General features: G+C 69.3%; 17 protein-coding genes. 9 read left to right on the top strand and 8 right to left on the bottom strand.

Translation table 11 applies throughout. The annotated features are described in order from the left end of the window. Nucleotides 1-291: 291 nt before the first annotated feature. Genes fdhD through ABGB08_RS27435 form a run of 5 tightly spaced genes read right to left on the bottom strand, consistent with a single transcriptional unit; the run spans nt 292 to nt 6,998 of the window. The gene (gene fdhD / locus ABGB08_RS27415; protein WP_347595239.1) at nt 292-1,119 is read right to left on the bottom strand and encodes a formate dehydrogenase accessory sulfurtransferase FdhD; all 828 of its coding nucleotides are present in this window, start codon (nt 1,117-1,119) and stop codon (nt 292-294) included. After that, on the bottom strand, nt 1,112-1,984 hold the full coding sequence (locus ABGB08_RS27420) for a 2Fe-2S iron-sulfur cluster-binding protein (RefSeq protein ID WP_347595241.1): 873 nt from the start codon (nt 1,982-1,984) through the stop codon (nt 1,112-1,114). The genes fdhD and ABGB08_RS27420 overlap by 8 nt, the downstream gene beginning before the upstream one ends. Beyond that, nucleotides 1,981-4,032 (bottom strand): NAD(P)H-dependent oxidoreductase subunit E, encoded by a 2,052-nt coding sequence (locus ABGB08_RS27425; RefSeq protein ID WP_347595244.1) that lies wholly within the window; start codon nt 4,030-4,032, stop codon nt 1,981-1,983. Before ABGB08_RS27425 ends, ABGB08_RS27420 begins: the two co-directional genes overlap by 4 nt. Before the next feature lie 7 nt (nt 4,033-4,039). After that, nucleotides 4,040-5,968 (bottom strand): molybdopterin-dependent oxidoreductase, encoded by a 1,929-nt coding sequence (locus ABGB08_RS27430; protein WP_347595246.1) that lies wholly within the window; start codon nt 5,966-5,968, stop codon nt 4,040-4,042. Between the two features lie 46 nt (nt 5,969-6,014). Further along, a complete protein-coding gene (locus tag ABGB08_RS27435; RefSeq protein WP_155351584.1) occupies nt 6,015-6,998 on the bottom strand; it encodes a 2-dehydropantoate 2-reductase in 984 nt (327 codons plus the stop codon). A 74-nt stretch (nt 6,999-7,072) separates the two neighbouring features. Here ABGB08_RS27435 and ABGB08_RS27440 point away from each other — a divergent pair, with 74 nt between their 5' ends. The 7 genes from ABGB08_RS27440 to ABGB08_RS27470 all read left to right on the top strand — a co-directional run bounded on the left by ABGB08_RS27440 (nt 7,073) and on the right by ABGB08_RS27470 (nt 16,580). After that, nucleotides 7,073-8,269, top strand: coding sequence for a molybdopterin molybdotransferase MoeA (locus ABGB08_RS27440; protein ID WP_347595249.1), 1,197 nt, complete (start codon nt 7,073-7,075; stop codon nt 8,267-8,269). Nucleotides 8,270-8,376: 107 nt separating this feature from the next. Then, complete coding sequence (locus tag ABGB08_RS27445) at nt 8,377-10,077, top strand: thiamine pyrophosphate-binding protein (RefSeq protein ID WP_347595252.1); 1,701 nt, start codon at nt 8,377-8,379, stop codon at nt 10,075-10,077. 12 nt (nt 10,078-10,089) lie between these two features. Next, complete coding sequence (gene frc, locus ABGB08_RS27450; protein WP_155352575.1) at nt 10,090-11,316, top strand: formyl-CoA transferase; 1,227 nt, start codon at nt 10,090-10,092, stop codon at nt 11,314-11,316. A gap of 1 nt (nt 11,317) precedes the next feature. Beyond that, complete coding sequence (locus ABGB08_RS27455) at nt 11,318-13,444, top strand: acetate--CoA ligase family protein (RefSeq protein ID WP_347595256.1); 2,127 nt, start codon at nt 11,318-11,320, stop codon at nt 13,442-13,444. Between the two features lie 172 nt (nt 13,445-13,616). Then, a complete protein-coding gene (locus tag ABGB08_RS27460; protein ID WP_155352573.1) occupies nt 13,617-15,023 on the top strand; it encodes an Nramp family divalent metal transporter in 1,407 nt (468 codons plus the stop codon). A 1-nt stretch (nt 15,024) separates the two neighbouring features. Next, entirely contained in the window at nt 15,025-15,594 is a 570-nt protein-coding gene (locus ABGB08_RS27465) for a hypothetical protein (protein ID WP_155352572.1), read from the top strand. Beyond that, nucleotides 15,591-16,580, top strand: coding sequence for a TerC family protein (locus ABGB08_RS27470; RefSeq protein ID WP_347595261.1), 990 nt, complete (start codon nt 15,591-15,593; stop codon nt 16,578-16,580). Before ABGB08_RS27465 ends, ABGB08_RS27470 begins: the two co-directional genes overlap by 4 nt. A gap of 1,129 nt (nt 16,581-17,709) precedes the next feature. Here ABGB08_RS27470 and ABGB08_RS27475 read toward each other — a convergent pair. From ABGB08_RS27475 to ABGB08_RS27485, 3 genes are all read right to left on the bottom strand, one after another. Then, complete coding sequence (locus tag ABGB08_RS27475; RefSeq protein WP_347595263.1) at nt 17,710-17,916, bottom strand: hypothetical protein; 207 nt, start codon at nt 17,914-17,916, stop codon at nt 17,710-17,712. A gap of 73 nt (nt 17,917-17,989) precedes the next feature. Beyond that, on the bottom strand, nt 17,990-18,721 hold the full coding sequence (locus ABGB08_RS27480) for a GntR family transcriptional regulator (protein WP_347595265.1): 732 nt from the start codon (nt 18,719-18,721) through the stop codon (nt 17,990-17,992). 125 nt (nt 18,722-18,846) lie between these two features. Continuing rightward, nucleotides 18,847-20,544 (bottom strand): hypothetical protein, encoded by a 1,698-nt coding sequence (locus ABGB08_RS27485; protein WP_347595268.1) that lies wholly within the window; start codon nt 20,542-20,544, stop codon nt 18,847-18,849. Between the two features lie 99 nt (nt 20,545-20,643). On the opposite strand from ABGB08_RS27485, the gene sucC reads away from it, so the two are divergent. After that, nucleotides 20,644-21,795, top strand: coding sequence for an ADP-forming succinate--CoA ligase subunit beta (gene sucC, locus ABGB08_RS27490; protein WP_347595271.1), 1,152 nt, complete (start codon nt 20,644-20,646; stop codon nt 21,793-21,795). Between the two features lie 12 nt (nt 21,796-21,807). Further along, nucleotides 21,808-22,680 (top strand): succinate--CoA ligase subunit alpha, encoded by an 873-nt coding sequence (gene sucD, locus ABGB08_RS27495; protein ID WP_347595274.1) that lies wholly within the window; start codon nt 21,808-21,810, stop codon nt 22,678-22,680. Nucleotides 22,681-22,966 lie beyond the last annotated feature (286 nt).

The raw sequence follows: 22,966 nt of genomic DNA on the forward strand, positions 1-22,966 counted from the left end.
CGCGACTGGGCGTGCCTGATCATCTGGATCGGGAGCCTCAAGAAGGCTTGTGACGCGCATCCTCCGGGAGGCGTGGACCGAGGGCGTTGAGGCACTGCTCGATACGGCTACTCGGCTTGCTTTCCTGGAGCCCTCCGCGAGCCCCACGGGTTGCGCATGCGTTTGAGTCGGGGATGCTGGCCGGCGAAGGGGGCGAAGGATCGCCGGGCAGCATCCCTTGTCACTCCGGCGCGGCGTCCGCCGACCTATGCCCCTGGTCGAAGGATGGTCGTGGCCACACCGGAATGACGTTCATCGGGCGTCCAGCCTCGCCTCTCCCGTGTACACGTTCATGGAGTTCCCCCGGACGAAACCGAGCAGGGTCAGCCCGGATTCGGCCGCGAGCTCCACCGCGAGCGAGGAGGGGGCGGAGACGGCGGCGAGCACCGGAATGCCCGCCATCACCGCCTTCTGGACCAGCTCGAAGGAGGCACGCCCGGAGACCATCAGCGCCATCGAGCTCAGTGGCAGCATGCCCTCGCGGAGCGCCCAGCCGACGAGCTTGTCGACCGCGTTGTGCCGCCCGACGTCCTCACGGACGCAGAGCGGATTGCCCCCGGGCGTGAACAGCCCGGCCGCGTGCAGGCCACCGGTCCGATCGAACACCCGCTGCGCGGCCCGCAACCGATCCGGCAGCTCGGAGATGACCGAAGGGTCCATTTTGACCGGATCGCTGGCCACCTCCCAGCGCGCGACCGTACGCACCGCGTCAAGCGACGCCTTCCCGCAGACCCCGCACGACGAGGTCGTGTAGAAGTTGCGTTCCAGCGACGTGGCGATCGGCGTCACCCACGGCGAAAGCCGCACATCCAAGACGTTGTACGTATTGCGCACATCCTCGGTCGCACCCGCGCAGTACCGAATGGATTCGATGTCCCCCGCCGCACCCACGGCTCCCTCGCTGACCAGGAACCCGGCCGCCAGGTCGAAGTCGTCGCCGGGCGTGCGCATCGTGACGGTCAGCGGGGCGCCGTTGAGCCTGATCTCCAGGGGCTCCTCGGCCGCCAGCACGTCCATCCGGCGACTGTCGCCCGTCTCCCGGAGGCGGAGGATGCGGCGCTGAACGGTCACCCTACCCATCGGTGGACGCCCCCACGTTCTGCACGTGCTGGAACCCGAAGCGTCCCTTGATGCAGAGATTCCCGTGGGTGACCGGATTGTCGTGCGGTGAGGTCACCTTGACGATCTGGTTCTCCTGGACGTGCAGGGTCAGGTTGCAGCCCACACCGCAGTAGCTGCAGATCGTGGTGGTCTGCGTCTGCTCGTCCTCGTTCCAGGTGCCGGCCTCGCGCATGTCGAACTCGGTCTTGAACGACAACGCCCCGGTCGGGCACACCTCCACGCAGTTCCCGCAGTACACGCAGGCCGAGTCGGTGAGCGGCGCGTCGAACTCGGTGGAGATCGTCGCGTCGAAGCCCCGCCCGGAGACGGCGATGGCGAAGGAGTTCTGCCACTGATCCCCGCAGGCGTCCACACACTTGTAGCAGAGAATGCATTTCGCGTAATCACGGACATACAGCTCGTTGTCCACCTTGGCCGGCTGAGCGACGGTCACCGCGTCGGGACCGAACCGCGCCGGATCGGCGCCGTACTCGTCGATCCACTCGGCCGCGCGCGGCGTGGTGGACAGGTCGACCGACGACGCCAGCAGTTCGAGGACGACCTTCCTGCTGTGCTTGGCCCGCTCGGTCGCGGTGCCGACCACCATGCCGGGCTCGGCCTTGCGGGAACAGGCGGGCGCGAGCGTGCGGGCGCCCTCCACCTCCACCACGCAGACCCGGCACGCGTTCTTGGGCGTCAGCGTGTCGCCATAGCAGAGGGTCGGAATGTCCTTCCCGGCCGCGGCACACGCGTCCAGGATCGTGTCGCCCTCCGGGACGCGCACGGCTTCGCCGTCGACGGTGATCTCGATGAGCCGCCGCGGCGGGCGGAGCGGAACGGTCATGATGCCTCCTCGGCGAAGACGCCCAGCCGGTCGATGGCCGATTCGACGGCGTTCCACGCGGTCTGGCCGAGCCCGCAGATCGACGCGTCCCGCATGGCCTGCCCGACCTCGCGCAACACCACGAGATCCCCGGCCGACCTGCGCCGGGAGAGGCGGTGCAGCGCTTCCTCCTGCCGCACGGTCCCGACCCGGCACGGCACGCACTGCCCGCACGACTCGTCGCGGAAGAACTCGGCGATCCGCAGCAGGAACGGCGGCAGCTCCACCGTGTCGTCCAGGACCAGGATGACGCCCGAGCCGAGCGTGGCCCCGGCCGCGCGCGTGCCCTCGAAGGTGAGCGGAATGTCCAGCTCGTCGGCCCGGACGAAGGCCCCGGCCGCGCCGCCGAGCAGCACCGCGCGGAGCGTGCCCGTCGCCCCGCCGGCGAGGGTGAGCAGATCCCCGAGGGTGGCCCCGAATGGCAACTCGTAGATGCCGGGGCGGCGCACCGTCCCCGACACGCAGAACAGTTTCGTTCCGGTCGACCCGCCCGTGCCCACCGCCGCGTACGCGGCGGCCCCGCCTTCCAGGATCGGCAGCACATTGACCAGAGTCTCGACGTTGTTGACGACCGTCGGCTTGCCGAACAGCCCCTTCTCCACGGGGAAGGGCGGTTTGCTCCGCGGCTCACCTCGATACCCTTCGATCGAATTGAAGATCGCGGTCTCCTCGCCGCAGATGTACGCCCCCGCCCCCCGCCGGATCTCGATGTCGAACGCGAACCCCTGCCCGAGGATGTCCTCCCCGAGCAGCCCGCGCGCCCGCGCGGTGGCGATGGCGTGCTCCAGCCGTCGTATCGCCCGCGGATACTCGCCCCGGATATAGAGGTATCCACGCGCGCACCCGGTCGCGTATCCGGCGACCGTCATGGCCTCGACGAGCGCGTAGGGATCGCCTTCCATGAGCACCCGATCCTTGAACGTCCCGGGCTCGCTCTCGTCGGCGTTGCAGACCAGATAGTGCGGGCGGTCGAACTGGCGCGCGGTCGCCTCCCACTTCCGCCCGGTCGGAAACGCGGCCCCACCCCGCCCGACCAGCCCGGCCTCCAGGACCTCGCGGATGACCCCGCCCGGCCCCAGCTCGAACGCCCGCCGCAGCGCCGCGTAACCTCCGGCGGCGCGGTATTCGTCCAGGCTCGCCGGATCGACCACGCCGACCCGCCGCAACAGCACCAGCCCCGGCTCCCCCGCCTGCGGCACCGCCGCCCGAACCGGAACCTCCCCGAACACCCCACCAACCTCCGGCGGGACGACGGACGCCTCCGGGCGAACCGAGGCAACCTCCGCCGGGGCCATGGACGCCTCTGGGTGAACCCCGGCAACCTCGGGCGGGACCGCGGACCCGTCCGTGCGCACCCCGGCAACCTCCTGCCGGACCTCGGCAACTGCCGATGGGGCCGTGGTGCCTTCAGGGGAGACCTCGATGCTCGCCGGGCGGACCACTGCCCCCTCCTGGCTCTCTGAGGGAGAGAGCCGGTCAAAGGCGGAAATGTCGGAAAAGTCGGCAGGGCCGTACACCGTGGCGGTGGGGTTTTCGCCCGCCTGCAGGGCGAGTGCGGCGGGGGCGCGCTCGCACAGGCCCAGGCATGGGCTCGGCTGCCAGGAGGTTCCCGCCGGACCGAGGTGGGATTCCACGTCCCGGCGGACCGCGTCCGCGCCGCGGGCCTGGCAGGCCAGGTCGGTGCAGACATGCAGAACCCTCGGCGGCCGTGGCTCCACCGACAACAGCGAATAGAAGGTGGCCACCGAATACGCCTCGGCGGGCGGGACGGTCAGCCGGCGGCAGATGTAGTCGAGCGCGCCCTCGCTGATCCAGCCGACCCGGTCGTTGACCGCGTGCAGAGCCGGCAACAGCTGGTCGCGGCGGTCTTCGGCGGGGTGCGCCGCGAACCGGAGATCATCCTCGGTCCGGGCCCCGCCCTCCCAGGCCGACTCCGGCCCGCCGAGCAGCGCGTCGATCGCGGCGCGCTCCTCGGCGGTCGGTTCTGCGTCACGGAAACGCAGGTCCATGCGCCCGTCACCCGGCCTTCGCGGTGACGAGGCGATCGATCCTGACGGCGGCGGCCTTGAACTCGGCCGTGCCCGCGATCGGGCAGGTGGCCTCGATGGTCAGCGCGTTCGTGTCCACCTCGTCCGGGAAGTGCATGGTCATGAAGACCAGCCCGGGCCGCAGCGCCGGGTCGATGTAGACGGGCGCGACCACGGTCCCGCGCCGGGAACTGATCCTGACCTCTTCTCCAGCGGTCACGCCCAGCCGGGCCGCGTCCTCGGGAGAGAGCTCGATGTTCTCCCCGCGGCGCAGCGGCGAGGCGAACCCGGAGGACTGCACGCCGGTGTTGTAGGAGTCCAGCCGCCGGCCGGTGGTGAGCCGCAGCGGGTATTCCTCGTCGAGCAGGTCGACCGGGGGAGAGTGCTCCAGCACGGCGAACGGCGCGAGCCGCCCACGTTTGGCCGGGTCGGTCTCCCAGAGCCGGCCGTGCAGGAACGGCGGTTCGAGCGAATCCTCCGACGGGCACGGCCACTGGATGCCCTGCAGGTCGGCCAGCCGCTGGTAGGACATGCCCGCGTGGGCGGGGGAGAGGCCGCGAACCTCGTTCCACACCTCTTCGGCGCTCTCGTACTGCCAGTCGTGGCCGAGCCTGCGGGCCAGCTCGCACAGGATCCAGATGTCGTCGCGGGCCTCGCCCGGGGGGACCAGCGCCTTGCGCACCCGCTGCACCCGGCGCTCGCTGTTGGTGAAGGTGCCGTCGCTCTCGCACCAGGCCGCCCCGGCCGGCAGCACCACGTCGGCCATCTGCGCCGTCTTGGTGAGGAAGATGTCCTGCACGACCAGGTGGTCGAGCATGCTCAGCCGCTTGATGCAGCTCAGCGAGTCGGCCTCCGACTGCACGGGATTCTCACCGATGAGATAGCAGGTGGTGATCTCCCCTTCGGCCATGCCTTCCAGCATCTCGGTCAGATTCCGCCCGTATCGCGGCTGGATGGGCGTCTGCCAGGCGGCCTCGAACCGGGCCCGGACCTCCGGGTCCAGGATGTCCTGGAAACCGGGCAGCCGGTTGGGGATGGCGCCCATGTCGCCGCCGCCCTGCACGTTGTTCTGCCCGCGCAGCGGCGAGAGCCCGGACCCATAACGCCCGACATGCCCGGTCAGCAGCGACAGGTTGATGAGCGCCCGCACGTTGTCGGTCGCGTTGTGATGTTCGGTGATGCCCAGCGTCCAGCAGAGCTGGGCCCGATCCGCCTGCGCGTAGGTGTGCGCGAGCTCGCGGATCGCGGCGGCGGGCACGCCGGTGACCTGCTCGGCCACGCTCAGCGTCCACGGTTCCACCGAGGCCGCGAACTCGGCGAAGCCCTCGGTGGCCCGTTCGATGAAGACCGTGTTGTGCAGCCCGGCATGGATGATCTCCCGGGCCACCGCGTGCGCCAGCGGGATGTCGGTGCCCACGTTCAGCCCCAGCCACCGGTCGGCCCACTCGGCCGTCCCGGTGCGCCGCGGGTCCACGGCGAACATCCGGGCGCCCTTGCGGATGCCCTTCAACACGTGCTGGAAGAAGATCGGATGCGCGTTCCGCGCCGCCGAGCCCCACATGATGATGACGTCGGCGTCCTCCACCTCCTGGTAGGAGGAGGTTCCGCCGCCGCTGCCGAACGCGGCCGAGAGCCCGGCGACGCTCGGCGCGTGGCAGGTGCGGTTGCACGAGTCCACGTTGTTGGTGCCCATCACCACGCGGGTGAACTTCTGGCCCACATAGTTCATCTCGTTGGTGGAGCGCGCGCACGACAACATGGCGAACGTGTCGGGACCGTGCGCGGCCACGTTGCGCCGGAAGCCCGCGGCGGCCCGGTCGAGCGCCTCCTCCCAGGTCGCCCGGCGCAGTTCGCCGTTCTCCCTGACCAGAGGATGGGTCAGCCGATCGTAGTGCTCGGCACGGTTCCTCTTCTTCATGGCCCCAATCCTTTCCAGAATTGTATACAGCCTACGGTATTCGTAATCACGCCGACGCCACAAGCCTGACCTGCTCATCCAGCAGGTCGGTGACCGCGTGCACGGCGCGCAGCGTGGGCACCGAGGCGCCGGTCAGGTCGGCCAGTTCCACCACGGCGGCCAGCAGCACATCGAGTTCGAGCGGTTTGCCCTTCTCCAGGTCCTGCAGCGTGGAGGTCTTGTGCTCGCCGGCCCGCTCGGCCCCGGCCAGCCGGCGCTCGATGGAGATCCGGGGATCACAGCCGACCCGCCTGGCCACGTCGACCGTCTCGCGCATCATGGTCACGACCACCTCGCGCGTGCTCCGATGCCGGCAGATGCCCGCCATGGTGGCCCGGGTCAGCGCGCTGATCGGGTTGAAGGCGACGTTGCCCATCAGCTTCACCCAGATGTCGTGCCGCAGATCAGCCTCGACCGGGCATTTGAGATCGCCCGCGATCATGGCCTCGCTCAGCTCGACACAGCGCGGCGACAACTCGCCGCTGGGTTCCCCGATCGAGAACCGGGTCCCCTCCAGGTGGCGGATCACGCCGGGTTCCTCGATCTCGGTCGCCGCGTAGACCACGCAGCCGATCGCCCGATCCAGCGGCAGCGCGGCCGTCACCGCGCCGCCCGGATCCACGCTCTCGATGCGATAGCCCTGGTACGGCCCCGGAAGCCGGTGGAAATACCACCACGGGATGCCGTTCTGGGCGGCGACGATCGATGTCGTCTCGTGCAGCAGCGGTTTGATCATTTCTCCGGCCGCGGCGTAGGAGTTGGCCTTCAGGCCCAGGAAGACATGGTCAACCGGCCCTATCTCGCGGGGATCGTCAGTGGTGTTCGGATGGGCGGTGAAGTCCCCGCGCGGGCTGAGCACCCGCACGCCGGACTTCCGCATGACCGCGAGATGCTCCCCGCGGGCGATGAGATGCACCTCGACGCCGGCACGATGCAGGGCGGCCCCCACATACGCGCCGATGGCGCCGGCGCCAAGAACAGCGACCTTCACAATCAAGCTCCGTTCTCGCGTCGACCGTGCATTCGGTATACAGTATGGAAAGTTTGAAGGTCAAGGAGTCGCCCATGACTGTCGTTTCCGGCGTCCGGCCCGTCCGCACCGACGTGCCCTGGGATCAGGCGCGCCGCGTCGCCTACCGCGCCGCCGCTCCACTCCCGATCGCCGACCTGCCCTTTTCCGGTGCGTACGGCGGTCGCCTGGCCGAACCGTTGCACGCGCTCATCCCGTTGCCGAGGGATGACGTGGCCGCCATGGACGGCTACGCCGTGGCCGGTCGGCCGCCCTGGCGGGTGGTCGGGCAGGCGCTGGCCGGCGGCCTGCCGCACGGCGGGACGCTGCGGTCCGGCACCGCCGTCGAGATCGGCACCGGCGCCCCGGTCCCGATCGGCGCCGAGGCCGTGTTGCCGTATGAGGCGGCCACCGGCGTCGACGGCGTGATCATCGGCGAGGTCGAGCCGGGGCGGCACATCCGGCGGCGCGGCGAGGACTGCGCCAGGGGCGAGCCCGTGCTGGCCGCCGGAACCCTGGTCACGCCGGTCGTGCTCGGCCTGGCCGCCGCGCTCGGTCACGATCTCCTCGGCGTGCGGCCGCGGCCGGTCGCCGAGGTACTGATCACGGGGGACGAGGTGGTGCCCAGGGGAGTCCCGGGACCCGGCCGGGTCAGGGACGCGGTCGGCCCGATGTTGCCGGGCCTGATCGCCTGGGCGGGCGGGGAGCCCCTGCCGCCCGTCTACCTGCCAGACGGCGAAACCGTCCTGGCCAGGGCGCTCGCGGACGGGACCGGCGATGTGGTCATCGTGTGCGGAGCCTCCTCCCGGGGGCCCGCCGACCATCTGCGGGACGTGCTGACGGCGTTCGGGGCGACGGTTCTGATCGACGGCGTGGCGGTTCGTCCCGGGCATCCGCAGCTACTGGCCCGGCTCCCCGACGAGCGGCTGCTGATCGGGCTGCCGGGCAATCCGTTCGCGGCGCTGGCGGCGGCGCTGACGCTGCTGGCTCCGGTGCTGCGCGCGCTGGCCGGGCGGCCGGAGGCGATGGGCGAGTCCGCCGCGCTGGCCGTGCCGATCAGGTCTCATCCGGCCGATACCCGGCTGGTGGCGGTGCGGCGGTCGGCGCGTGGCGCCGTGCCGACCGGGTATGACCGGCCGGGTTCGCTGCGCGGGCCCGCGCTGGCCGACGCGCTGGCCGTGCTCCCGCCCGGCTGGGACGGCGGCCCGGTCGAGCTGCTGGCTCTGCCGGTGGAGCCGGGTCCGAGCCAGTAGGCCGAAACCTCTGGACATCCCAGGGACAGGAGGGTAACCATGTTCCTCATACGGTATGCAGTATGGCGTAGACATGAAGCAGAACGTCTCCCGGAAGGACGACACAGATGACGGAGCCAGTGCCGCAGGCAGCGGACGCGCCGGAAATGATCTCCGGCGGCCACCTGGTGGCGAAGGCCCTAAAGGCGGAGGGGATCGACGTGATCTTCACGCTCTGCGGCGGCCACATCATCGACATCTACGACGGCTGCGTGGACGAGGGCATCGAGGTCATCGACGTCCGGCACGAGCAGGTGGCCGCGCATGCCGCTGACGGCTACGCGCGGATCACCGGCAAGCCGGGCTGCGCGGTGGTCACGGCCGGCCCCGGCACGACCGACGCGGTGACCGGTGTGGCCAACGCTTTTCGCGCGGAGAGCCCGATGTTGCTCATCGGTGGCCAGGGCGCCCTCAGCCAGCACAAGATGGGCTCGCTGCAGGACCTGCCGCACGTGGACATGATGACCCCCATCACCAAGTTCGCGGCCACGGTCCCGGGCACGGAACGGGTGGCCGACATCGTGTCGATGGCGTTCCGCGAGTGCTACAACGGTGCGCCGGGCCCGTCCTTCCTGGAGATCCCGCGGGATGTGCTGGACGCGAGCGTGCCCTTGGCCAAGGCCCGGATTCCGGCGGCCGGGCGCTACCGCGCGTCCACCCGGCAGGCCGGCGACCCGGAGGCCATCGAGCGCCTGGCCGACCTGCTGGTGCACTCCGAGAAGCCGTGCGTGCTGCTCGGCAGCCAGGTGTGGACGTGCCGGGCCACCGACGACGCGATCGACTTCGTGCGGGCGCTCAACGTCCCGGCGTACATGAACGGCTCCGGCCGCGGCACCCTGCCGCCGGGCGACCCGCACCACTTCCAGCTGTCGCGGCGTTACGCGTTCACCGAGGCCGACCTGATCATCATCGTCGGCACGCCGTTCGACTTCCGGATGGGCTACGGCAAGCGCCTGTCCAAGTCCGCGTCGGTGGTCCAGATCGACCTCGACTACCGCACGGTCGGCAAGAACCGGGACATCGACCTGGGCATCGTCGGCGACGCGGGGCTCATCCTGTCCGCCGCCGCGCAGGCCGCCTCCGGGCGGGTGGACAGCGGCGCGGCCCGGCGCAAGGAATGGCTGGAGGAGCTGCGCGCGGTCGAGATCAAGGCGTATGAGAACCGCCTGTCCCGCCAGCTCTCCGGCGCCCAGCCGATCGACCCCTACCGCCTGGTCCACGAGATCAACGAGTTCCTCACCGAGGACACCATCTACATCGGCGACGGCGGCGACATCGTCACCTTCTCCGGCCAGGTCGTGCAGCCCAAGTCGCCCGGCCACTGGATGGACCCGGGCCCGCTGGGCACCCTCGGCGTCGGCGTCGCGTTCGCCATGGCGGCCAAATACGCGCGCCCCGACAAGGAGGTGCTCTGCCTGTTCGGCGACGGCGCCTTCAGCCTCACCGGCTGGGACTTCGAGACCATGGTCCGCTTCGACCTGCCGTTCATCGGCGTCATCGGCAACAACTCCTCCATGAACCAGATCCGCTACGGCCAGGCCGCCAAGTACGGCGCCGCCCGCGGCCGGGTCGGCAACACCCTCGGTGACGTGCGCTACGACGAGTTCGCCCGGATGCTGGGCGGCTACGGCGAGGAGGTCAGGGACCCGGCCGACATCCGGCCCGCGCTGGAGCGTGCCCGCGAGTCCGGCAAGCCCGCGCTGATCAACGTATGGGTCGATCCGGAGGTATACGCCCCCGGAACCATGAACCAGACGATGTACAAGTAGGGGAGGACCGGCATGGGAAAGGCCCTGGAGGGCGTCCGCGTCCTCGACATGACCCACGTGCAGTCCGGCCCGTCCTGCACCCAGCTGCTCGGCTGGCTCGGCGCCGACGTCGTCAAGCTGGAGGCGCCCACCGGCGACATCACCCGGCAGCAGCTGCGTGACCTGCCCGGCGTGGACAGCCTCTACTTCACGATGCTCAACTGCAACAAGCGCAGCATCACGCTCAACATGAAGAGCGCGCGCGGCAAGGAGCTGTTCACCGGCCTGGTCAAGGAGGCCGACATCCTGGTCGAGAACTTCGGCCCCGGAGCCGTCGACCGGATGGGCTTCACCTGGGAGCGGCTGCAGGAACTCAACCCCCGCCTGGTGTATGCGTCGATCAAGGGCTTCGGCCCGGGGCGGTATGCCGACTTCAAGGCCTATGAGGTGATCGCCCAGGCGATGGGCGGCTCGATGTCCACCACCGGCTTCGAGGACGGCCCGCCGCTGGCCACCGCCGCCCAGATCGGCGACTCCGGCACCGGCGTGCACGCCGTGGCCGGCATCCTGGCCGCCCTCTACCAGCGCGGCCAGACCGGCCGGGGCCAGCGGGTCCAGGTCGCCATGCAGCACGCCGTGCTCAACCTGTGCCGGGTCAAGCTGCGCGACCAGCAGCGGCTGGCGCACGGCCCGCTCCGGGAGTATCCGAACGAGCTGTTCGGCAATGAGGTCCCCCGGTCGGGCAACGCCTCCGGCGGCGGCCAGCCGGGCTGGGCGGTGCGCTGCGCCCCCGGCGGGCCGAACGACTACATCTACGTGATCGTGCAACCCGTCGGCTGGCGCCCGCTGTCGGCGATCATCGGCCGCCCCGAACTGGCCGAGGACCCCGAGTGGGCCACCCCGGAGGCTCGGCTGCCCAAGCTCGACAAGATGTTCCAGCTCATCGAGGAGTGGAGCATCCAGCACGACAAGTGGGCGGTGCTGGACCGGCTGAACGCGGAGAACATCCCGTGCGGCCCGATCCTGTCCACCCGCGAACTGGTCGAGGACGAATCGCTGCGCGAAGAAGGCGCGGTGATCACCGTCGATCACCCCGAGCGCGGTTCCTTCGTCACCGTCGGCAGCCCGCTCCACCTCTCCGACTCCCCGGTCGAGGTGACCACGCCGCCCCTGCTCGGCGAGCACAACCAGGAGATCTACGCCGGGCTCGGCGTCACCGCCGACGAGCTGGCCCAGCTGAAGAGAGACGGAGTTGTCTGAGATGTCGAATGAGGTTGGAGAGATCCTGGAGAAGGCCAGGGCCGAGGGCCGGCTCGCGCTGACCGCTCCCGAGGGCAAACGCATCTGCGACGCGTACGGGATCGCCACCCCCGGCGAGGGCTTGGCCACCTCGGCCGACGAGGCCGTCGCGCTGGCCGCCGAGATCGGCTTCCCGGTCGTGTTGAAGATCGTCTCCCCGGACATCCTGCACAAGACCGAGGCCGGCGGCGTGCTCGTCGGCCTGGCCACTTCCGACGCGGTCCGATCCGGCTACGACCAGATCATGGCCGCCGCGCACGCGTACGACCCGAATGCCGCCATCGACGGCGTGCAGGTCCAGCAGATGGTCGGCGGCGGCTACGAAGTGATCATCGGCGCGGTCACCGACCCCACGTTCGGCAAGGTGGTGGCATTCGGCCTGGGCGGCGTCCTGGTCGAGGTCCTGAAGGATGTGACCTTCCGGCTTGCCCCACTTTCAGGCGATGATGCACTCGGGATGCTCGATGACATCAGAGCGGCGGAAGTGCTGCGGGGTGCGCGGGGGGCCGAGCCGGCCGACCGCGTGGCGCTCGCGGGCATGATCGAGCGCGTCGGCGCCCTCGTCGCCGACCACCCCGAGATCGCCGAAGTGGACCTCAACCCCGTCTTCGCCTCGGCGAACGGCGCGGTCGCCGCCGACGTGCGCATCCTGCTCGCCGCCGAACCCGCCGTAGAGCCGGTCCGGCTGTCGCGGGAGGAGATCCTCGCCTCGATGAACCGCATCTTCAAACCGCGCGCGGTGGCCGTCATCGGCGCCTCCGCGGAGACCGGGAAGATCGGCAACTCGGTGATGCGGAACCTCATCAACGGCGGCTACCAGGGGCGGATCTATCCGATCAACCCGAAAGCCACCGAGATCCTGGGGTTACCGGCCTATCCGAACCTGGCGGCCGTGCCCGGCGAGGTGGACGTGGCCGTGTTCGCCATCCCCGCCCAGTTCGTGGCCGGGGCGCTGGAGGACGCGGGCGTCAAGGGCGTGGCCGGCGCCATCATGATCCCGTCCGGGTTCGCCGAGACCGGCAACGTCGAAGGCCAGCAGGAGATCGTGGAGATCGCCCGGCGGCACGGCGTCCGCATGCTGGGCCCCAACATCTACGGGTACTACTACACCCCGGAAAACCTGTGCGCGACCTTCTGCACGCCGTATGACGTGCGCGGCAGCGTGGCGCTGACGTCGCAGAGCGGCGGCATCGGAATGGCCATCCTCGGCTTCAGCCGGAGCACCCGGATGGGCGTGTCGGCGATCGTCGGCGTCGGCAACAAGGCCGACGTGGACGAGGACGATCTGCTCACCTTCTTCGAGCAGGACGACAACACCCGCCTCGTGGCCATGCACCTGGAGGACCTCAAGGACGGGCGCGGCTTCGTGGACGCCGCGCGCCGGATGGTGAAGAGCAAGCCGGTGATCGTGCTCAAGGCCGGGCGGACCGCCATGGGCGCCCGCGCCGCCGGATCCCACACCGGCGCGCTGGCCGGCGATGACAAGGTCTACGACGACATCCTGCGGCAGGCGGGCGTGGTCCGCGCCCCCGGGCTCAACGAGATGCTGGAATACGCCAGGTCGCTGCCGCTCATGCCCACGCCGAAGGGTGAGAACGTCGTCATCATCACCGGCGCCGGCGGGTCCGGCGTGCTGCTCTCCGACGCGTGCGTGGACAACGGGCTCACCCTGATGGAGATCCCGCCCGACCTGGACGAGGCGTTCCGGGCCTACATCCCGCCGTTCGGGGCGGCGGGCAACCCGATCGACATCACGGGCGGCGAGCCGCCCAGCACATACGAGAACACCCTCAGGCTCGGCTTGACCGATCCCCGGATCCACGCCCTGGTGCTCGGCTACTGGCACACCATCGTCACCCCGCCGATGGTCTTCGCCGAGCTGGTCTCCAAGGTCGTGGCCGAGGAACGGGCCAAGGGCAACGACAAGCCGGTGGTGGCGTCGCTGGCCGGTGACGTCGAAGTCGAGGAGGCGTGCGAATACCTCTTCGACCACGGCGTCATCGCCTATCCGTACACCACGGAGCGACCGGTGGCGGTGCTCGGCGCGAAGTATCGCTGGGCCCGCGCGGCCGGCCTGCTGAGCGGCTGAGCGCGGGCGGGGGGTCGCACCACAGCGAGGGGGCGAATCGGGGATAGGCGGGACCAATCAAAACTCCCGAGGAGGTCCATACGTGGACACGTCAAGAACACCGGCGACCGAGCACACGGCTGCCCCAGCGGATCAAGAAGAACGAGTATGGCGGGCGGGCAAACTGGAGCCGATGCCCATCCGCACGCTGCCCGACGCGCCCCCGTCGGTGCACATCCTCGGGCCCACCGTGTTCCTCGTCGCGCTCGGCGTGGGCATGGGCGAGTCCTACATGTGGCCCCGGCTGGTCCTGCTCTTCGGGCCGGAGATCAGATGGCTGTTCCTGATCGGCGTCACCCTCCAGGCCGTCGTCATGCTGGAGATGGCGCGGTACGCGATGGCCACCGGAGAGAGCATCTTCTTCGGCGCCGCCCGGGTCTTCAAGCCACTGATGTGGTTCTTCTTCGTCGCCGCCATCCTGGTCTACATCTGGCCAGGCCACCTGTCGGCGGGCGCGGCGGCGTTCGAAGAGATAACAGGAATTCCATGGACGGTCACGGCCGTGGTCGGATTACTCCTGGTCGGAGTTGTTTTCAGCCTGGCCAAAGTGATCTACAGCTTCCTGGAGAGCGTGCTGTCGGTCCTGATCGGCACGCTCGTGGTGAGCACCGCGGTCGTGGCGGCCATGGTCGGCACCTGGAGTGACGTGGTGAACACCATCACCGGCATGTTCTCCTTCGGCTACCTGCCGTCGGAAGCCATGTCGGCGGCCTGGTTCCCCGTCATCGTGGGCTCCATCGCCTTCGCCGGTCCCTCGGGCATGCAGCAGATGTGGTACACGCTGCATCTGCGCGACTCCGGCGCCGGCATGGGCGCGCACATCCCGCAGATCCGCGGCCTCCGGCACGCCGGCGAAGAGGAGGCCATGCCGTCGCGCGGCTTCATGTTCGACACCGAGAACCCGGAGGAGATGCGCAAGTGGAGGGGCTGGCGGCGCTGGGTCACCTTTGACGCGCTGCTGCTCTTCTGGGGCATCACGATGCTGGTGACGATCTCGTTCACCGTGATCGCCCAGGCCGCGGCCAGGAACACCCCCGGGGTCAAGGACGTGATCGAGAACGGTGAGCGGGGAGCCGCGCTCACCGCGATGGCCGACTCCTTCGCCTCGGCGGGCAGCTCCATCCTGGGCGGGGTCTTCCTCGGCTTCATCGCGCTGATCGGGCTGAACGCCACCCTCGGCCTGTTCGACTCGTTCTCGCGCGGTCAGGCCGACATGACCTACCACTTCGTCCGCGGCGCCAAGCGGCTGCGCATGTCGCACCTCTACGCCGCGTTCCTGTGGGGCGTCATCGCCTTCGGCATCCTCATCCTGCTGTTCGGTCCCGCGGACGGGCCCAGTGGCATCCTCGACACGCTGGCGTTCCTGTCAACGTTCGCGATGGGCGCCTACTGCGTCACACTCCTGCTGGTGAACAACCGGATGCTGCCCAAACCCATCCGGCCCAAGATCTGGACGAACGTGATCATCGGCTTCGGCGCGGTGTTCTATCTCGGCATGCTGCTCTACAGCCTGTTCGCGTTCGGCGTGGTAGTGGGCTGACATGGCGCCTGGACGATCATTCGGACGACACTACGCGGAGCTCGCGATCCCGGGGCTGTCGATCGGAGTCGTCGCCGGCGCCATGGCCGGTGGGCTGACCCTCCTCGCGGGGCAGTCCACCGGCTGGGCCGCCGTCTCGGCGCTCGCCCTGGCCCTGCCGCTCGGCCTGTTCGGCGGGGCGTACGGCACGCTGCTCGGCCCCCGCCTCCTCGGCGGCAGGGTCAGCGGCCTGTTCCGGCCCGGCGTCTTCGCCCCGGCCGGGGTCTTCTGGCTCATCGCCTTCCCGCTGTCCCGGCTGTTCCAGGAGACGGCCGCGGGTCTCGTCCTGCACGGGGAGGTGTTCCTGTCCGGCGGTCTGGGCGGCTTCCTCGCCTACCAGGCCATGGTCAGCCTCGGCTTCGCCATCGGGTTCCTCTGGCTGCACGAGCGCTTCATGCCGCAGTGGCTGATGCGCTTGACCGACCACAACCCCGAGGCGGCCCTGCTGCTGCGGCGGTATGTCGAGCACGCCGAAACGTTGTCGCGCGCCCGTGACCGGCGGCGGGCCAAGACGAAGAAAGGAGCTCGATGAACCTGCCCATCTGGGTGTGGCTCACCACGATCGGCGTCTTCGCCCTGGTACTGGCCTTCGACTTCTATCTGGTCGCGCGCAACCCGCGCGAGCCGTCCTTTCGCGAATGCACGTGGTGGGTGCTCTTCTACGTGGCGCTCGCGGCGGCGTTCGGCGGCGGGTTGCTGCTCGTGGCCGGACCCGCCCGAGGCGGCGAGTTCTTCGCCGGATGGATCACTGAGTATTCGCTCAGCATGGACAATCTGTTCGTCTTTCTTCTGATCATGAGCCGGTTCTCGGTGCCCCGGCAGTACCGGCAGAAGGTGCTGCTGGTCGGCATCGTGATCGCGCTGCTGATGCGCGGTCTGTTCATCGCGGCCGGAGCCGAGGCCGTGGCCAGGTTCGACTGGTTGTTCTATGTGTTCGGCGCGTTCCTGGTCTATACGGCGTGGAAGCTCATCGGACATGAGGAGGAGGAAGCCGAGTTCTCGGAGAACATCGCGATCCGTGCGGTACGGCGGGTGCTGCCCGCCACCGACGTCTACCACGGGGCGAGACTCACCGTTCAGGTCGCCGGCCGCCGGCTGGTCACGCCGATGCTCATCGTCATGGTGGCCATCGGGACGACGGACCTGCTGTTCGCCCTGGACTCGATTCCGGCGATCTTCGGATTGACCCGGGAGCCGTATCTGGTGTTCACGGCCAACGTGTTCGCGCTGATGGGCCTGCGCCAGCTGTTCTTCCTGATCGGTGGCCTGCTGGACCGCCTGATCTACCTCAGCAAGGGCCTGTCGATCGTGCTCGCCTTCATCGGCGTCAAGCTCATCCTGGAAGCCCTGCACCACGACGGCGTCTCCTGGGCGCCCGAAGTCCCGATCCTGGTCTCCCTGGGCGTCATCATCGGCACCCTGGTCCTGACCACGATCGCCAGCCTCATCAAATCCCGCTCCGACACCCGCCGCGCGGCCGCTCAGATCCAACGCGAACCCGCGGAAGTCGACAACTAACCCCCCAGGGCGGAGAGCAGGCCGGCGCCGTAACCCCAGCCAAACTCTCCTGAAACCCTCCACCCACCCACTCTCCTCAATCCGCACCCACCCACTCTCCTCAATCCGCACCCACCCACTCTCCTGAACCCGCACCCACCCACCCAGGCGGGCGGCCCTCCCCGGACCGCCCGCCAACCCTTTCCGCTTCACAATCCAGTCATTCAACAAAGCCCACACAAAAGACCCCCATCTCACAAACCGGTATCGCCTAGCCTTTCCCAAAGCGCCCTCCGGGGTGTCATGGTTGCCTTCCAAGTCAAGGGATCAAGCTTGGTGAGCCGCCAAGGTCGCCTTTCCAAGTTTCACAGGTGCCAAGGTCGCCTTTCCAAAGGTCGCCTTTCCAAAGGTCGCCTTCCAAGCTTCACAGGCGCCAATTTCGCCTTTCCAGGGGACTTGGCGGGTCGCCAAGGTCGCCCTTCAATAGCTTCGCGGATACCGCGGTCGCGTTCCCAAAAGGCGCTTCCGGGAACGCGAAGGGTCGCTACGCCAAGATCTCCTGGAACGCCAAGAGGTCACCAGCGAATCAGAGTGGCCCGCAGCAGCGCCTCGGCGGTGTTCCTAGAGCGCCAAGCTTGCCAAGCAGCGCTTCGGCGGTGTTCCTGGAGCGCCAAGAATTCCAAGCAGCGCCTCGGTGGAGTTCCAGGAGTGCTAAGAATTCCAACAGGATGCCGTCGCCATTCTTGGCGCCGGTGTGGTGAGAACCGTCACCGGCGTGATCGGCGCCGGATAGCGGAGAGCAAGTCGGTGAACTGCTCGTTCTGTTGGACCTCCACGTCGATTGACGGTGAGGCCCGGCTGGTCTTGGAGTCGAAGTCCCTTGGCGGCCGGGTGCCCTGTGCTGGGCTACTGACGGATCCGGGGTCCTGGAGGGATTCGCTTGGGGGAGCCGGTGGGGGACGCTCGCGGAGGCCGCGGCGGGCATTGGTCCGGCTCTGCCCCTGGTGGTCAGATCTGGGTGCTTAGATCTGGTGTCTGGATTTGGGTGCTCGGTTCTGTGTGGTCGGTTGTGGGTGCTTGGTTGTGGTGCTTGGTTCTAGCTGGTCGGTTGATGGGTTTGCTTGATGGTGCTCGCTTGATGGTGCTCGGATTAGCGTGGGTGGTGGTCGCCGGAGCGATCGGCGGGAGTGGTGGTGGGGTGTTCGGTAGCCCAGCGGCGCAGATGCTGATCGGCGTCGTGGGCGGAGTAGTAGTTGCGCATCGCGGTCGCCAGGCCCAGGCCAAATGGGCCACCGTCGGCAGTGCCGCTGTCGGGTCTGTCGCGGAGATTGCGGAGCCGGTGCAGAAACGCCTTCATGGAGGTCACCTCCTTTCCGTTCCATCCTCCACCCGGCGTGTTTCAGGGAAACGGGCGGCCGATGAAAGGCGTGTCAACTTGTGGCGGCGGCACGCGTCCGGCGACGCCGGACCGGTGCGGACACGCTTTCCTCGCCCTGGCTGGCCCGCTGCTCCAGGTAGGAATGCCGGGTGTGTTCGGTGTGCCGGCGCATGATCTCGGCGGCCTGGTCCTCGTCACCGTCCGCGATCGCGTCGATCAGCGCGGTGTGCTCGTCCCAGGACGCCCGTCCACGCTGCCGGGCGACCGGCGTGTGATACCACCGCACCCGCCGGGCGACCTGCGAGGTCAGCTCGGCGAGGACCTGGTTGCCGGACAGCGAGGTCACCGCGGCGTGCAGGTCGGAGTTGGCGGCGACCGAGCCGTCCACATCGTCGGCTTCGAACGCGGCCAGGCCACGGGCGCACAACATGCGCAGGTGTGCCACTCCCGGCTCGTCCGAGTTACGCGCGGCCAGGCGGGCGGACTCGGTCTCCAGCAGGGTGCGCACGGCCAGCAGCTGGTCGGCCTCCGCGACGGTCGGCGCGTGCACGAACGCGCCGTGGCCCGGACGCAGATCCACCCACCCTTCCCCGCTGAGCAGCTGGAGCGCCTCGCGCACGGGCTGGCGCGAGACCCCGAGGATGTCGGCCAGCTCGTTCTCGACCAGATGCTGGCCGGGTTCCAGATTCCCGACGATGATCAGCTCAAGAATCGCTTCGAACACACTTTCCCTGAGCGTCGTGGGCCGGGCGATCTTCGCAGTGGCTCCCTGGTTCGCGAGCATTCGTTCTCAACTCCAGAATGGACGGCATTTTCGCCGAAAGTCTGACGTCTAAATGTTTGTCGTCGACTGCCTACAGCATACATTCTTGTTACTACGGCCTAAGGTGAGGCCTGAGGTGAGATCGATCACAGCACTCTGATGGGGAGGGTCGCGGGCAATCCGGGCCTGCGTAACAGCCCGCAGAGCCCCACCGCGACGATCGACAGAGCGGCCGCGGCGAGGAACGCCGCCACGATGTCCATCGATCCCCAGATCGCGAGACCCACCCCAGCGGATCCCGCGACGGCCTTGGCGGAGTAGACCACACCATGAATGCCCGACATGCGTTCATCGCCGAAATATTCCCGGACCAATGACGCGATCAGCGGATAACACGCCCCGCCTCCGATCCCGGCGAGGATCACCCCCGCCAGGGCCAGCAGCCCCGCACCGAGCCCGGCACCCGCTGCTCCCATCTCAGCTCCGGCCCGGACTGCGGCATGGACTCCCGCATGGACTCCCGCATGGACTCCGGCACCCTCGATCTGGATCGCGGCCTGGACGCCGGCTTGGACCGCATCCGCGACGCCGGCTTGGACCGCATGCGGGACGCCGGTTTGGACCGCATCCGCGACGCCGGCTTGGACCGCATGCGGGATGCCAGCTTGGGCAGCATGTGGGATGCCGGTTTGGACCGCATCCGCGACTCCGGTTTGGATCGCATCTTGGACTCCGGCCTGGGCTTCGATCTGGGCTCCGGCCTGAGTTCCGAACTGAGCCCCGAGTTCGGCTTCGAGTTGGGCTTCGGTCCGCGTGGCTAGTCCGGCCAGGGCGAGCAGTGCCTGTCCCGCGCCCAGTGACAGCAGCACCAACGACAGGACCCGGGGTCGGCCGAACCTTTCCGCGAGCAGGACCGCGCCGGACCGTCCCGAACCGTTCAGCAGCAACATCAGGGCGATGAACGCGGCCATGATCGGGCCCACGGCGTCCAGGGTGATCGCCATGGCGATCACGTTGAAGATCCCGATCGCCCCCGCGATCACCAGGATCAACGCCAGCACGGCCAGGCACCGGGTTCGGGCCGCTTCGCCGAGCGAGAACTGCCGCGCCGCCCGGGGCTGCCGGTGGAGGACCGATCGGTCCAGCGCCCAGGCGCGCGGATCGACCTCCGGCGGCCACCACAACGACGGCGGCGTGCGCAGCAGCGAGGCCGCCGCCGTGACGACGATCACGGCCACCCCCGCCGCCACCAGGAACGCCGGGCCGAGCAGGTCATGGTCGAGGCCGACGGCCACGGCCAGCGGAATCGTCCCGTACGCGAAAGCGCCGGTCACGACGCTGACCCTGATGGCCGGGCGATCCGGGTACCACCGGGCGACCGTCTGGATGCAGGCGCCGTACACCAAACCCGCTCCGATGCCGCCGAGCAGGCCGTATCCGACGATGAGGGCGGTGGGCACGGGCAGGCCGGAGAGGGCCGGGGGGTGGCCGACGGCGGCGACGGTGAGCAGGGCCGCGCCGGACAGGAGCGCGCCGAGGCGGAGCGCGGAGCGGGCTTGGAGCCGGCCGCGGGACAGCAGGATCGCGGTGGCGAGGGCGGTGATCGCCTGGCAGGCCAGCCAGACGGCGAGCGGGATGAGCGTGCTCGCCAAGGGTAACCCCTGGGCCGCGGCGAGTTGCGGGGAGATGGCGGCGTAGCCGTACTGCATGGGGGCGATGGCCGCCATGGCCGCGCAGGCCGACCACAACATCCACGTGCGGGGACGGCGGAGCAGTTCGGTGGCGGAGGGGCCGACGAGGTAGGTCCTGCCCCGCCAGTCGCGGACCTCGATTGCATTCTGCATACTGTATGGGATATCCCAGGTACCAGTTCCCTGTCCAGGGCTGGACGAGGCACATGCCATACGGTATACCGTCTACAGGAACCGGTTGAGGAGGGCTCTATGGATCTGTACGAGCATCAGGCGAAGGAGCTGTTCGCCCGGCACGGAGTCCCGATCCCCGGGGGTGCGGTGGCGACCACGCCGGCGGAGGCCGGTGCCATCGCCACGGAGCTGGCGATGCCGGTGGTCGTGAAGGCGCAGGTCAAGGTCGGGGGGCGGGGCAAGGCGGGCGGCATCAAGGTCGCGCCGGGCCCGGCTACGGCCGAAGAGGAGGCGCGCACGATTCTCGGGATGGACATTAAGGGGCATATCGCCCACAGTGTGCTGGTCGAGCCGGCCACCGTGCTCGTGGAGGAGTATTACGCGGCTTTCCTCGTCGACCGTGCCAACGGCGCGTTCCTCGCAATGGCCTCCTCCCAGGGCGGCATGGACATCGAGGAGGTCGCGGCCAGCAGCCCGGAAGCCTTGGTGCGGCTGCCGATCGACCCGCTGACCGGGGTCGATCAGCAGACGGCGCGGCTGATCGCCGAGCGGGCCGGGCTGCCGGAGGAGATCCGCGCGGAAATCGCCGATGTCCTGGTCCGGCTCTGGCGGGTCATGGTCGAGGAGGACGCGGTTCTCGTCGAGGTCAACCCCCTGGCCCGCACGGCCGACGGTCGCGTGATCGCCCTTGACGGCAAGGTCACCCTCGACGAGAACGCCTCCTTCCGCCATCCGGCCGGGGATGCCGATCCCGGCCAGGGTGACGACCTCGAGAGCCGGGCCAAGGCCAAAGGGCTCAACTACGTGAAGCTCGACGGCGAGGTTGGAGTGATCGGAAACGGCGCCGGGCTGGTCATGAGCACGCTCGACGTCGTCGCCCAGGCGGGTGCCCGGCCCGCGAACTTCCTGGACATCGGCGGCGGGGCGTCCGCCCAGATCATGGCCGATGGGCTGGGGATCATCCTGTCCGACCCGGACGTGAAGTCGGTCCTGGTCAACGTGTTCGGCGGGATCACCGCCTGTGACGCGGTCGCGGACGGGATCGTCGCGGCGCTGGACTCGCTGGGGGAGCGCGGCCACGGGCACCCGATCGTCGTCCGGCTGGACGGCAACAACGCGGAGGCCGGCCGGCTGATTCTGAGCCGGGCCGCGCATCCCTCCGTCCGGCAGGTCCCGACCATGGACGGCGCCGCCGAAGAGGCGGCCCGGCTGGCCCGTTCGGCTGCGTGAGGAGCGGTAAAGATGGCGATCTTCCTGACCAAAGACAGCAGAGTGCTCGTTCAGGGCATGACCGGCGCCGAGGGAACCCGGCACACGAGCCGCATGGTGGCCGCCGGAACCACCGTGGTGGCCGGGGTCACCCCGGGCAAGGGCGGCTCCACCCATCAGGGCATTCCGGTGTTCTCCGGCGTGGGCGAGGCGATGGAGGCGACGGGCGCGGACGTCTCGGTGGTCTTCGTACCGCCCAGGTTCGCCAAGGGCGCGGTGCTTGAGGCGGTCGACGCGGGCATCGGGCTCTGCGTGGTCATCACCGAGGGCGTGCCCGTGCATGACACGCTGACCTTCCTCGCCCAGGCCCGCGCTTCCGGCCGGACCAGGATCATCGGCCCGAACTGTCCCGGGCTCATCACCCCGGGCTTCTCGAACGCCGGGATCATCCCGGCCGACATCACCACGCCCGGCCGCATCGGCCTGGTCTCCAAGTCCGGCACGCTGACCTACCAGCTCATGTACGAGCTGCGTGACTTCGGCTTCTCCACCGCCGTGGGCATCGGGGGGGACCCGGTGATCGGGACCACCCACATCGACGCGCTCCAGGCCTTCCAGGAGGACCCGGGGACCGATGCCATCGTGATGATCGGTGAGATCGGCGGCGACGCCGAGGAACGCGCCGCCGCCTACATCGAGCAGCACGTCTCCAAGCCGGTCGTGGCCTACGTGGCGGGCTTCACCGCCCCGGAGGGCAAGACCATGGGCCACGCGGGCGCGATCGTCTCCGGCTCGGCCGGAACCGCCCAGGCCAAGAAGGAAGCCCTGGAGAAGGTCGGCGTCCGCGTCGGCAAGACCCCCAGCGAAACCGCCCGCCTCATGCGATCCCTGCTGGAGAGCTCATGACCTCGCGCCGAATCAGGAGGAACCCGTTCGTGGGGGTGGGCGGTGTGGACACGATCCCAGCCGTAGCGCTCTTGCGCCGAAGCGGGTGGAGGGCTGTTGGCCGGGGCGGCGGGAGTGACGCGGCCCCGGTTGGAGCGCTCGTCACCTCGGGCCGAAGCGGGAGGAACCCGTTCGTGGGGGTGGGCGGTGTGGACACGATCCCAGCCGTAGCGCTCTTGCGCCGAAGCGGGTGGAGGGCTGTTGGCCGGGGCGGCGGGAGTGACGCGGCCCCGGTTGGAGCGCTCGT

It is taken from the genome of Acrocarpospora sp. B8E8, assembly GCF_039871605.1.
GTDB classification, from domain to species: Bacteria; Actinomycetota; Actinomycetes; order Streptosporangiales; family Streptosporangiaceae; genus Acrocarpospora; species Acrocarpospora macrocephala.